Genomic DNA, 12812 nt, shown 5'->3' with positions numbered 1-12812 from the left:
TTTGCGTTAGTATGGCAACAGCATCGCGATATGTACAAATGGAAAAACAATGATCCAGCTGTCACAGCGATCAAGAATACCACCATGACCAGGCAATAGCGTACCCGAGTCTTTTATGCCGTAGACCCGTTTATATGCTGATTGAATTAAGTCACCTAATTGACCCGCGACTGCACAAGCAAGTCCTATAAGTAGTGCTCTTCCTAATGGAAGAACTCCGCTCGATAAAAATGAAAACACGCATGAGGTCAGCATTGCGATGACAACACCACCTAATGCCCCTTCAATCGTCTTATTAGGACTAATTGCAGGCCACAATTTATGGCTACCAATCCATTTGCCCACAAAATAAGCACCTGCGTCACTACTCCAAATAGATGCTAGCAAAAGGAATGTCCAGAACAACCCATGTCCATCCGATGTGCTACGAGAATCGGCTAGATATGAAAATCCCATTCCTACATATAGAACACCTAAAAAAAGCATAGCCGCTTGTTGAATGCCTACCCGGTTCTTCGTCAGCACTGTCACGAGCATAAACAAAAATAGAAGTAGCCAAATCGCATGTTCCACTGCAGCGGGAAAGGTATATCTAATAAGCTCCACGGGAACATAAACATGAGGATCCCTAAGTATCCGAGCATTGCTATGCCACCGAATGAAGGTACTTGAGTCATGCGCACAAACTCATAATAGCCAATCAAGGCCATTGCAAGTACAAGGATATGATACGGCAATCCTCCAAGAAAACAAAATCCCAGGAAAACAATACCTGCAATGATTCCGGTAATCAATCGTTGTTTCAACGGCTCTGTTCCTCCATTAAGATGATGTAAGTCCGCCATAGCGCCGTGTTCTGCGCTGGTACTCAGCTACTGCTTCATACAAATGATTTTTATTGAATTCTGGCCAATAGATATCAGTGAACCACATTTCACTATATGCAATCTGCCAAAGCATAAAATTACTAAGCCTCATTTCACCGCTCGTACGTATCAGTAAATCCGGGTCCGGAATACCGCCAGATAATAAATGTTTATCAATAAGTTCACTGGTTATATCGGCCGAAGTAATAATGCCTTCCTCCACCTGTTTCGCCAAATTCTGCACACAGTCCGTCATTTCTTTGCGACTCCCATAATTAAGTGCAAAGTTGAGTACAAGCCCATCATTATGCTCTGTTCTACGCATAGCTTCTTCCATAGCAGCAAGTGTATGTTTTGGCAGTTCTTCTTTGTTGCCCATCATGCGTACTTGGACATTTTTCTGAATCAGTTCTTCCAGCTCGATCGCCAGAAATTCTTGAGGGAGGCGCATCAGGAAGTCAACTTCGTCTTTGGGTCGTTTCCAATTTTCCGTAGAGAAAGCGTATAGCGTCAAAAACTTGATGCCTAGCTCATCAGCAGCTATGGTGGTTCGTTTTACTGCCTTCATCCCGTTCTGGTGCCCGACAATACGTGGTAAGCCTCTGCTTTTTGCCCAACGTCCATTACCGTCCATAATGATGGCAACGTGCTCAGGAACGTTATCAAAAGAGCCTTCCAGCGGCTGCTGTTTATCTTCCTGTCTCCACCACGATCGAACTCGATTGATCATTCTAGTTCCTCCAAGCCTATTTCTGCGAAAAAAAGAGACAAACCCCACCGTAAAAGGAGGGGCCGCAAGTCTCTTATACTTCCATGATCTCTTTTTCTTTAGCTACGAGCACTTTGTCGACTTCCGCAATGAATTTGTCCGTCGTCTTCTGGATATCTTCTTGATGACGGTGTGACTCATCCTCAGATATATCGGTTTTTTCCATTTTTTTAATGTCATCGTTTGCATCTCTACGGATGTTACGAATGGCAACTTTGGATTCTTCACCAAATTTCTTAGTTGTCTTAACTAGATCAGCTCGGCGTTCCTCCGTAAGCTGAGGGATAGAAAGACGGATCATTGTGCCATCGTTAGATGGAGTCAGACCTAGATCAGATTTCATGATCGCACGTTCGATTTCAGACAAGGAGGATTTATCCCATGGCTGAATCATTAGTGTCCGAGAATCCGGTGTATTAATGTTCGCTAGCTGATTAAGTGGAGTTTGAGCTCCATAATATTCAACTTGAACTCGATCCAGCAGGGCTGGAGTTGCGCGTCCCGCGCGAAGGGTTGCTAAATCTCTTTTCAGAGATAAAATTGCTTTTTCCATACGCTCTTCTGCGTTCTTCTTTACTGATTGTGGCATCAGTCTACACTCCCTTTAACAATTGTTCCGATTTTTTCACCCAGTACGACACGTTTGATGTTACCTTGTTCCGTAATGGCGAAGACGATGAGCGGAATGTTGTTGTCCATGCACAGGGATGACGCAGTGGAATCCATCACACCCAGGTTTTTATTCAATACATCCAAATATGTTAGTTGATCATATTTTTCTGCCGTACTATCTTTAAACGGATCCGCTGAATACACGCCATCCACTTTATTCTTAGCCATCAGAATTACTTCTGCTTCGATTTCAGCAGCCCGCAGTGCAGCTGTCGTATCCGTCGAGAAGAACGGATTGCCTGTACCTGCCGCAAAAATAACAACACGTCCCTTTTCCAAATGACGGATTGCTCTACGTCTGATATAAGGTTCAGCAATTTGCTGCATCGCAATGGATGTTTGCACCCTTGTCGGTACCTCAATTTGCTCAAGCGCATCTTGAAGGGCAAGTGAATTCATCACTGTTGCCAGCATTCCCATGTAATCTGCTGTTGCTCTGTCAATACCGCTGGAGCTTCCAGCGATACCGCGCCAGATGTTTCCGCCGCCACAAACAATAGCAACTTCAACGCCAAGCTCGACTACTTCTTTGACCTGCTGCGCGATGGAATTGATCATTTCCGCATCAATACCATACCCGTTCTGTCCGGAGAGCGATTCCCCGCTGACTTTTAAGACAACTCGTTTAAATACAGGCTGTTCCAAATGTTAACCCTCCACTTTAAGACAGCACCCGAAAGTGCCAGTTTAGATGAACTGTCTTCTGTACCATTCTGTATTTATGACAGAGCGAACCAGAGTTGATGTCTTTCTCTTAAAAAAGAGGGAACACTCGCGTGTTCCGCTCTTCTCTCATCTTGTATATTCATGTAGCTGAAATGGTGACTTGTTTTATTGATTAACTTGAGCCATTACTTCTTCAACAAAGTTGTCGACTTTTTTCTCTAGACCTTCACCAAGTTCATAACGAACAAAGCGACGGATTGAGATGTTTTCACCGATTGTGCTGATTTTTTCTTTCAGCAATGTAGAGATTGTTTTGTCCGGATCTTTAATGAAGGATTGCTCAAGCAAGCAGAACTCTTCATAGTATTTACTGATACGGCCTTCAACCATTTTTTCAACGATTTTTTCTGGTTTTCCTTCATTAAGAGCTTGAGCTTTCAAAATTTCTTTTTCTTTCTCAATTTCTTCTTGTGGAACTTCTTCACGTGCTACATAACGAGGGTTTGAAGCTGCGATGTGCATTGCAATGTCGCGCGCAAACTCTTTGAACTGATCTGTTTTACCAACGAAGTCAGTTTCACAGTTGATTTCAACAAGTACGCCGATACGGCCGCCTGCGTGAATGTAAGCTTCGCAAACACCTTCTGTAGCAGTACGTCCTGCTTTATTAGCCGCTGCTGCAAGACCTTTCTCGCGTAACACTTCGATCGCTTTAGAAATCTCACCATTAGCTTCTTCGAGTGCTTTTTTACAATCAAGCATACCTGCGCCTGTTTTTTCACGAAGCTCTTTTACTGCACTAGCATTAACTGCCATTTATATTCCCTCCAACATAATATTCTTAAATTATTTCACATGTATACTATCATCTTAAAAAAAGGGCAGTGAGAGGTTATCCACCTGCCAACCACCCTTTTCATTTAATTTATGTCTATATAACTGTTCTGTCGAACTTAGGCAGAAGTTTCTTCGCCTTGGTGAGCTTCCACCACTGCGTCAGCCATTTTACCAGTCAACAATTTAACAGCGCGGATTGCATCATCATTACCAGGAATGACATGATCGATTTCGTCCGGATCACAGTTTGTATCTACGATACCTACAATTGGGATACCCAATTTGCGAGCTTCAGCAACTGCGATACGTTCTTTGCGTGGGTCAATGATGAACAAGGCACTAGGAAGGCCTTTCATGTTCTTGATACCGCCCAAGAATTTTTCAAGACGATCTTTCTCTTTGCGAAGAAGGATAACTTCTTTCTTAGGAAGAACTTCAAATGTACCGTCTTCTTCCCATTTCTCAAGCTCTTTCAAACGGTTGATACGTTTTTGAATCGTTTCAAAGTTTGTAAGAGTTCCGCCGAGCCAGCGTTGGTTAATGTAGTACATTCCACAACGTTCAGCTTCTTCTTTCACAGAATCTTGAGCTTGTTTCTTAGTTCCGACGAACAGAATTGTACCGTTCTCTCCTGCTACGCCTTTTACAAAGTTGTAAGCTTCTTCTACCTTCTTGACTGTTTTTTGCAAGTCAATAATGTAAATTCCGTTTCTTTCAGTGAAGATATATTTATCCATTTTTGGATTCCAACGACGAGTCTGGTGACCAAAGTGAACGCCAGCTTCTAGTAGCTGTTTCATGGAGATTACTGCCATCTTCACACACCCCCTAAGTTTTGGTTTTTTGTGTTCCTCCGCTGTGATCATTTTCCGACAAGACTTCCCATCTGGGTAAGCACCCCTGACGAAATCAGACAGCGTGTGTTTTAACACCGTTAATTACTATAACACAATTGGAATCATGATGCAACGCCTTTGTTAGCATTTATAGACAACAAAAAAACCGTCAGGCTGCATTATGCTAGCTTGCCGGTTTTGCCGTAATTTTAGAGAGAATGCTGTTAAAATCCTCGCCTGGTTCAAAATAATAGGTACCTGACTGAATTTTAGTACTCATTTTCTTTGATCTGCCTTTTTGAATAAACTGATTGGTATCGGAAATGACCCCAGCCTTCTTCAGGTCTTCAGCTACATCTTGCAGAAACTTACCATCCGAGATTTTATACTCTATTTTTACGGATGAAGGTGTCTTTGGAGTATCAGGTTTATTGGTAGAAACAGGCTTGTCTGAGGTAATATCAGTCTGTTTCTCATTATCTTTTGGCTGTTTAGGTTCGGTAGGTTTAGAAGGTTGCTTCGCTGCTCCTCCATTGGTAGGTGTCTTAACACCACTCTCCTTAGCTTTAGCGGCATCGCTTATTACCTTCTGCTTCCATTCTTCTTGGGTCAACAGCTGATCCTTGGGATCCACTATCTTAAGTTTCATAGCACTGGCTTGCTCTTCAAGTTGTTCCTTAGTTAGCTTCACCTGTGGATTTTGGGACTCTACTACACTTTGACCTTGACCCATTAACATAAGCTGCAACAGAAGTGCTCCAATTAGAAGGCCAATGCCAAGGCCAGTCATAAATGAACGATTTCTAATCATTGCAACTCCTCCTGTTTAGCAAGTTGTAAAATGAGCTGTACTTCTCCACTGTGTAGACCCATCATTTTGCCTATCACATCAACCGACTTTCCATTGCTATACATCTCAAACAATTCTGGATAGCGGTCTTTAATAGATGGCTCGTGCTTCTTAAGAGAGATATTCTCCTCAAGTTCGGTAGTCGCTTCCTCAGAATGAAGCGTGATGTTCTCAGATGAATTACTAGGTTTTGCTTCAGAAAAATACTGCTGTGAATGCTTATTCTCAGCAGTATTTAAACGAAGATCATTAGCTGCAGCTTGTTGTTCAACCAGCACAATTCGCTGTCTCAGCTCAGCCAACTGCTCCTGCTGAGCAAGTTGTCTTGATGAAGTATCCTGCTTCATTTGGCTAATTAAATCAACCAATTCATCATTTTCTTTTTCAATATCTGCCATATACTGTTCCAAAGTTGCTTCCACTTCTTTAACAACCTTATCTGCAGATGCTGCCTCTCCCTTTTGCTGCTTAGGTAACAGTAGAGCATATACAAGAGCGGCAGCACCTAATACAACAACAATCATCCATGGTTCCAAACGATTGGTCTCCTTTATACTAACTCAAATGATGTTCAGAGCGAGACATCCAGATGGTGACCCTTATATGGGTGCTCAGCGCATGTGTTCGCTGCTCTGTCTCCTGCTGTGATTTATGCTCATCTGTTGCTTGCTGTCCAGAATACTTAGGTTTGCCCTCATCCCTTACTTCGGTATGAGCGCTCTCATCAACCTCTGTACTACGTTGTCGCATTTGCTGACTAGCCTTAATCTGCTGTCCCGCAAGAAATTGTTGTTCTTGCGAGGACCTATGATGAAGCTCATTTTGAATTTTACCTGCTTCGCTGGTCCGGGGAATTGCAATTTGCAGCTCTACCGATTTCATACTCATGAGCTTCACCTCATCTTAATAAGGATGGGAAAGTAATAGTATTGCTTGTATGTTTAAGTATTTTATAAATAAGGAACCATCGAGATATCACCTTCATGATAATAAAAGGATACACGTTCAGCTGGATCTTTAACAAACCTCGTATAACGTCCAATCACGATCTTAGAACCTCCATAGATCATCCGAATGACGTTAACCTTAGCCGTGCCTGTGTCCTCAAGTGTCTTTTCAATCTCAAGAATTCGGTCTTTGGCCACTGTCTGCTCCATTAGATTCGATTTCTTAGTAACATTTAGTTTGAGACGTAATGATGCCTTGTCCTGTGATAATTGACCTGTCGAAGCAAGCTGATTTAGCAAATGTAACGCTTTATCCGTCTTATCTAAGGCATCCATCTGCTGCTTGATTTGTGCACGTAAATCAACCAGCTCATTTCGCAACTCTGGTAAAACCCCGACTTCGATATTCGTTATCGTCGACATGGAGTTACCAATTGTACGCGCAACTACTCTCTCGCCAGCCTGAATGCTTCCTCCAACAATTAAGCCCTTTGTCCCGTTACAAATGACATTTTTACCTGCTCTGATATTAGAGTGCATAATACTCTGGGATACAATAACTTCTTCTCCCGCCACTACATTACCATCCTGAATAAATGAACTTTTAACATTCTTCCCAGCTTTGACATAACCCTTGTTATATCCGATGATACCACTGGTAATTTCAATTGAGCCCTCTGCTTCTAATTCAGCACCCTCTACGCCACCCACAACACGGATGTCGCCAGCCGCCTTAATTCTAAATCCGGTGAGTACATTGCCTCGAATGACTACTGTACCTACAAAATCTATATTACCGATACTGTAATCAACATCACCATTCACTTCATAAACCGGGAATACATTGACTTTGTTTTTATCCGTCAATGTAATTAAACCATCGATAGCTGCATACATCGAAGTTTGTTCAGAGTCAAGGACCACATTCTTCCCTACTTTGAAAAAAGCCTCTTTTCCCGGTTTAAAAGGAATGGGCTCACCCGTTACAGAAAACCCTATTTTTCCAGGTTCAGGAGGGATCTTCTTCGCAATCAGTTGGCCTTTATTCACATTATTTAAGTTAATCAATTCTTTATAATCGACTTTACCATCAGAGATTTCTAACGGACGATGCTGCTTCTCATCACTTAGTTTGAAGACAAATTCAATTCGTCCGTCCTTACCACTTTGGGGCTGATCCCCCATGGCAACTGGCGTGCGATTAAACATAAATTCTTCTGGATGACTAGCAATCCGACTGAGCGTAGCAATTTCAATACCATGGTTGATTTGATGATTACGAAGAAACAGATTCAGTTCATCTTCAGAACATTTAAATTGTTCATCACGCTTAGTAAACTGTAAATAAGCGATGCTCTTATCCTCTGAAAAAGTAATGTTTAAATACGTATCAAGAGTAAATTGAGCTGACAAAAGGCCTCCTCCTTTCTACTATCCTGCGGTATTAATCGTTTTGCATCAATAGGTCGCGGTGTTTCTCTAAGGTTCCTCTCAGACGCAGTATTGCTTTAGAATGGAGCTGAGATATTCTAGAAGGCGATAACGACATAACCTCAGCTATTTCACTAAGCGATAGGTCTTCATAATATAGTAAAGATACAACGGTACGTTCTTTTTCTGTGAGCTTCTCGATTCCCTTAACCAAGGACTCTCTCAGATAAAATTCATTAACCTTGTAATCCGGATTTTTAGCTTTATCATCTACCATAACCGACAGGCGAGTCTCAGACTCTTCCTCACGGATAGGATCTTCCAGCGAACAAAGAGTCATGACGGCAACTTCCTGGAGCATATGTTGGAAATCTTTCTCGGAAATGTCCAAATATTCACTCATTTCCCCATCGCTTACAGAACGCAAATGACGCTGCTCTAACTGCTGGTATGCATCTTCAATCTTCTTCGCTTTCTCTCTTACGGAACGGGGAACCCAATCCCCCTGACGCAACGAATCCAGTATAGCTCCACGTACTCGAAAAGAGGCATACGTCTCGAACTGGAGACCACGTTTATAATCAAATTTATCAATGGCGTCAATGAGACCCATAACTCCGTTACTTGCTAAATCATCTTTAGAAACATTTTTAGGCAAACCAATCGCTAAACGACTGGAAACATAATCTACAATGTGCAAATAATTTTCAATCAATTTCTTTTTCGCTTCTAAGTTGCCATCTTCTTTACATTGTTCCCAGAGCTCGGCATGATTCAGATGTGAAGCTTTACGCTCGTTCACTAGCCCTCACCCTCCTTATTTGTCTGTCAGGTGACGAACGGCCATAGCCAATTCTTCTGGATCCTTCGCTGTAACCAGTTTAGGCGGATCCAAAGGTGTAAAACCATTCCCGTCTTGTTGATAAGAATTAGGCTTTGGTTTCAATAATTCATTCAGTTCGTTACTCTCATCATGTATTGTCATATCTAAATTGCTTCCGCGATCCTCTTCAACAACATGTTGTCCCGCTGTAAGGCCGATGACGATGCAGGGATGCTGACAGCACCCCATACCCAGCGCAATATAAAAGCAAGTAAAAACCAAATAGCAAATGACATTAATCCTCGGATCATACTTGTCATCAATAAATTATTTCCTATTGAAAATAGGAATGTTACTACAAATCCTACAGCTCCAAATACCACATTAAATATCATATTACCCTTCATGGCTACATTTCCTTTACACCCATTAGTACACTGCGGATGGATAATATCCCTGTGCTACAATCCAGTTCAATTGTACGACCGTAGTTACCGCCAGTGTCTTCTGCTAATAACGGTACGCGAAGCTCCATTAATATTAGCTTGCTGGATTCTACATTACGTGGACCAATTCTCATGGTGTCTCCACTTCCTGCAAAGGCAAACATTTGAGATCCTCCGGCCATTTTGGCTACGATGCGTGAGGGGGATGCTCCCAGTGCTAACAGTTTATCCATCAGAGCAGGTAAAGCCGTATCTGCATATTTAGCAATATTCAGTTGACCTTCGCGGGCAATTTCCGATGACGGCAGCATAATATGTGCCATTCCGGCAAGCTTGAGCTCGGGATCATATAAAGTAACACCAACACATGAGCCCAGACCCAGCGTACGAATTACGCCAGAATGTCTGATAATATTTAGATCAGCCATACCTACTTTCACGATGCTTTGCTCTTCAATCATTCTCTAGCGGCACTCCTAGTGCTTGAAATATTTTGGCAAAAGATTCCGGATCAGGAATCAAGAAGAATTGTCCTTCAACTTCCTGATCCCCTTCCAGAAATGTAGTATCGATCAAGAGGGCATCGTCTCCCATTTGTCCGAACTGCAGAAAACCATAACCCAATATGGCCCCAGCCATATCCATTGCTAATGAAGGAACTGTCGGTGACATCGACAACTTCGTGAAATCAGCCAACGATGAGAGATAGGACCCCGCTAAAATATTACCGATTTCACTAAGAGCAGATTGCTCCATTTCATTGAAATCTCCTTCTTCTACATGGATACCCGCTAATCTTTTCAGTAAGCTTTTGGCTGCATCTGGACTAAGTATAAAAAATAGATTACCTGGTGCATCACCTTCAACTCGAAGGAAAATGGCTATAACTACCTGTTCGGCTCCGCCTACTTTTTCAGAGATTTCTTCAAAAGGAAGTAATTGCACTTTAGGAACAGCCATGTCCACGGGCTTGTTCAGAAGGCGGGATAAAGCGGTTGCGGCGTTGCCCGCGCCGATATTACCCACTTCCTTCAGAACATCCATTTTAAATTCCTTGAAATATTTGAAGACATCCACAACCTAGTCCTCTATACTTTCTAACTGAATAATCTCACTCTTCTTAAGGACTTCTGCCAAGTTTAACATGATCAACAAGCGATCATCACCGATTTTTGCAACGCCATCCAAATATTTTGCTTTGATGCCTCCAACGACTTCTGGAGGAGATTCAATGCGATCCGTATTCAAATCAATCACATCATTTGCTGAATCGACGATAAAACCGACTTCCATTTCATTTACAGCCACAATAATAATACGGGTTTGATCCGTATATTCACCTTCCGGCAGATTGAACCTTCCACGAAGATCGATTACTGGTATAACAACTCCACGTAAATTGATTACGCCTCTTACAAAGGTGTATGTTTTCGGAACCCGAGTAATAGGAAGCATGCGTTCAATCGTTTGAACCTTCTCTACTTCAATTCCGTACTCTTCGTTTCCTAATTTGAAAACGATAACTTTCAATTCTTCTCCCACGCCAAAAACCTCCCTGTTTGTCTACTTAATAAACACATTTGGATCAAGAATCAACGCAACTTGTCCATCACCAAGTATCGTAGCGCCAGATATACCTTTAACCTGAGGCAAATATTTGCCTAGACTTTTCAGCACGATCTCATTTTGACCAATAAATTCATCAATAGCTAAAGCCGCCATCCGATCTCCTTTTTGAATCACAACAATTTCGGTTTCGTCTTCGCTGGCTTCATTAAAATCTTTAATCCCAAAAATTCCACTTAATGAAATGAGAGGGATATGCGAACCACGGAACTCGATCATGTTATTGCCGTGTACACTGCGGATCTGTTCTTTTTTAATTATGCCAGTTTCTACAATAGAAGACAGTGGAATGGCATACTTCTCAGAACCCATTTGTACCATCATCGCCGCAATAATGGAGAGTGTCAAAGGTAATTGGACTGAAAAATTTGTTCCTTTTCCTGGTGTAGAGTAAATGGTTACATGACCACCTAAAGCCGTGATTTTGGCTTTAACGACATCTAATCCAACGCCTCGTCCGGATACATCTGAAATTTTCTCCGCCGTGCTAAAACCAGCAGCGAATAGTAGTTGATTAACTTCCTCATCTGACATGGCATTAGCTTGTTCCTGAGTAACGATACCTTTCTTCAGAGCGGACTTCAGAACATTATCACGATAAATCCCTCGGCCATCCTCTTCAATTTCAATGAAAACATGGTTTCCACTATGAAAAGCGCGTAGGTTTACAGTACCCATTTCAGGTTTACCGGCAGCTAAGCGGTCACTTACAGGCTCTATACCGTGATCTACAGCATTTCGCAGTAAATGAACCAATGGATCGCCAATTTCGTCTATCACTGTGCGGTCCAACTCGGTTTCTGCACCTGTTATAACTAAATCGATTTTTTTGTCTAGTGATTTTGCAAGGTCTCTCACCATCCGCGGAAAACGATTAAACACTGTGTCTACAGGTACCATCCGAAGCTTGAGTACAATATTCTGCAAATCAGAGCTAACTCGGCTCATATGTTCAACGGTTTCAGTGAGCGCATGATCCTTTGCTTCGCTTGCCAGCTGTTCTAGTCGCACGCGATCGATCAACAATTCACTAAACAGATTCATAAGCACGTCAAGTCTTTCAATATCAACACGGATGGTTCTCGAAGGAGTCGAAGTAACTGCTTTGGGAGCCGTTTTTGAAGCCGATTGATTTACTGCTGCAGTCTCGGATACCGTTTTATTGCTAGGCTCAGAATCTACAGGTGGCAATTCAAGTTGTACCGACGCCGCGGCTACTTCTGAAGTTGAAGTAGCCAATTCACCCATTTGCTTCAATGATTCATGATCCAATTCAACCAACTCAACCCGGTCAACCTCGGAAACATTAAGAATCAGTTGTTCCAGCTCAGCCGGATCTTTCTGAGTTATGTAATATAATGAGAAACTGTGATCGAATTTTTCTTGCTCGATATCCTGTACACTCGGATACGATTTTATGACTTCTCCGGATCTCTCCAACGCATCAAATACCATGTATGCACGGACAGCCTTTAACTGACAGTTTTCACGAATGAATACTTCAAGATAAAGTACACGATGCCCTTCGGCAATGGATTGATCTAGTACAGAATACTGAAACTCGTCAAGTTGAATAGCAGAACTTGTTTTTATAGCTGGCACATTATTCTTTATAGACGCTTGTTCTACAGTTCCGCCGTTTTTGGTAGATACTACCTCACCACGGACAATCGCTTGGAGTTGAGTCACGAGCCCGGAGACATCAGCCTTGCCTTCGCCTCCCTGTGTAATATCCTCAACCATTGATTCTAGGATATCTAACCCTTTAAATAACGTATCAAAAATAAAATCCTGCATTGCAAGCTTCTCATTACGAACTAAGTCCAGTACATTCTCCATCTGGTGGGTAAGCGAAGCAAGATCTTCATACCCCATCGTTGCAGCCATCCCTTTAAGCGTGTGCGCTGAACGGAAAATGATTTGTACGATTGAGAGATCATTTGGGTTGCTTTCCAGCAGAAGCATATTTTCATTTAATGATTGCAGATGATCATTCGACTCATCAATAAACATTGATAGATATTGATTCATGTCCATTGTGAG

General features: G+C 42.2%; 16 protein-coding genes and 1 pseudogene. All 17 read right to left on the bottom strand.

Annotation, left to right across the window (positions count from 1 at the left end; all coding sequences use genetic code 11):
• Window positions 1-6 precede the first annotated feature (6 nt).
• Window positions 7-806: pseudogene (locus JCM16418_RS17430) on the bottom strand (phosphatidate cytidylyltransferase).
• A gap of 16 nt (window positions 807-822) precedes the next feature.
• Window positions 823-1596, bottom strand: a complete 774-nt coding sequence (uppS, locus tag JCM16418_RS17425; RefSeq protein ID WP_036651521.1) for an undecaprenyl pyrophosphate synthase — start codon at window positions 1594-1596, stop codon at window positions 823-825.
• 73 nt (window positions 1597-1669) lie between these two features.
• Window positions 1670-2224: a ribosome recycling factor gene (gene frr / locus JCM16418_RS17420; RefSeq protein WP_036651519.1), complete on the bottom strand. Its 555-nt coding sequence runs from the start codon at window positions 2222-2224 to the stop codon at window positions 1670-1672.
• Window positions 2224-2952: a UMP kinase gene (gene pyrH / locus JCM16418_RS17415; RefSeq protein WP_036651517.1), complete on the bottom strand. Its 729-nt coding sequence runs from the start codon at window positions 2950-2952 to the stop codon at window positions 2224-2226. Before pyrH ends, frr begins: the two co-directional genes overlap by 1 nt.
• A 186-nt stretch (window positions 2953-3138) precedes the next feature.
• On the bottom strand, window positions 3139-3789 hold the full coding sequence (gene tsf, locus JCM16418_RS17410) for a translation elongation factor Ts (protein ID WP_036651514.1): 651 nt from the start codon (window positions 3787-3789) through the stop codon (window positions 3139-3141).
• 137 nt (window positions 3790-3926) lie between these two features.
• Window positions 3927-4625, bottom strand: coding sequence for a 30S ribosomal protein S2 (gene rpsB, locus JCM16418_RS17405; RefSeq protein WP_036651511.1), 699 nt, complete (start codon window positions 4623-4625; stop codon window positions 3927-3929).
• Between the two features lie 205 nt (window positions 4626-4830).
• Window positions 4831-5457 carry a hypothetical protein gene (locus tag JCM16418_RS17400; protein WP_036651508.1) on the bottom strand — a complete coding sequence of 209 codons (627 nt, stop codon included), beginning with the start codon at window positions 5455-5457 and terminating at the stop codon, window positions 4831-4833.
• Window positions 5454-6032 carry a DUF6115 domain-containing protein gene (locus tag JCM16418_RS17395; protein WP_052020474.1) on the bottom strand — a complete coding sequence of 193 codons (579 nt, stop codon included), beginning with the start codon at window positions 6030-6032 and terminating at the stop codon, window positions 5454-5456. The genes JCM16418_RS17400 and JCM16418_RS17395 overlap by 4 nt, the downstream gene beginning before the upstream one ends.
• A gap of 19 nt (window positions 6033-6051) precedes the next feature.
• Window positions 6052-6384, bottom strand: coding sequence for a hypothetical protein (locus JCM16418_RS17390; RefSeq protein WP_242403890.1), 333 nt, complete (start codon window positions 6382-6384; stop codon window positions 6052-6054).
• Between the two features lie 62 nt (window positions 6385-6446).
• Window positions 6447-7856 (bottom strand): flagellar assembly protein A, encoded by a 1410-nt coding sequence (locus JCM16418_RS17385; RefSeq protein WP_036651506.1) that lies wholly within the window; start codon window positions 7854-7856, stop codon window positions 6447-6449.
• A gap of 31 nt (window positions 7857-7887) precedes the next feature.
• Complete coding sequence (locus JCM16418_RS17380; RefSeq protein WP_036651504.1) at window positions 7888-8676, bottom strand: FliA/WhiG family RNA polymerase sigma factor; 789 nt, start codon at window positions 8674-8676, stop codon at window positions 7888-7890.
• A gap of 15 nt (window positions 8677-8691) precedes the next feature.
• Window positions 8692-8859 carry a hypothetical protein gene (locus tag JCM16418_RS26065; protein WP_242403889.1) on the bottom strand — a complete coding sequence of 56 codons (168 nt, stop codon included), beginning with the start codon at window positions 8857-8859 and terminating at the stop codon, window positions 8692-8694.
• A 2-nt stretch (window positions 8860-8861) separates the two neighbouring features.
• Window positions 8862-9104, bottom strand: a complete 243-nt coding sequence (locus JCM16418_RS26060) for a hypothetical protein (RefSeq protein ID WP_242403888.1) — start codon at window positions 9102-9104, stop codon at window positions 8862-8864.
• A gap of 2 nt (window positions 9105-9106) precedes the next feature.
• Window positions 9107-9604 carry a chemotaxis protein CheD gene (locus JCM16418_RS17370; RefSeq protein ID WP_036651501.1) on the bottom strand — a complete coding sequence of 166 codons (498 nt, stop codon included), beginning with the start codon at window positions 9602-9604 and terminating at the stop codon, window positions 9107-9109.
• On the bottom strand, window positions 9597-10187 hold the full coding sequence (locus JCM16418_RS17365) for a chemotaxis protein CheC (protein WP_172679244.1): 591 nt from the start codon (window positions 10185-10187) through the stop codon (window positions 9597-9599). Before JCM16418_RS17365 ends, JCM16418_RS17370 begins: the two co-directional genes overlap by 8 nt.
• Before the next feature lie 36 nt (window positions 10188-10223).
• Window positions 10224-10685 (bottom strand): chemotaxis protein CheW, encoded by a 462-nt coding sequence (locus JCM16418_RS17360; protein ID WP_036651496.1) that lies wholly within the window; start codon window positions 10683-10685, stop codon window positions 10224-10226.
• A 21-nt stretch (window positions 10686-10706) separates the two neighbouring features.
• Window positions 10707-12806, bottom strand: a complete 2100-nt coding sequence (locus tag JCM16418_RS17355) for a chemotaxis protein CheA (RefSeq protein WP_036651491.1) — start codon at window positions 12804-12806, stop codon at window positions 10707-10709.
• Between the last annotated feature and the right edge of the window lie 6 nt (window positions 12807-12812).

Origin of the sequence: Paenibacillus pini JCM 16418 (assembly GCF_000576305.1) — a bacterium.
Lineage (GTDB): Bacteria > Bacillota > Bacilli > Paenibacillales > Paenibacillaceae > Paenibacillus_AQ > Paenibacillus_AQ pini.
The sequence above is the reverse complement of the archived record's forward strand: the minus strand, read 5'-3'. Positions and strand labels throughout refer to the sequence as shown.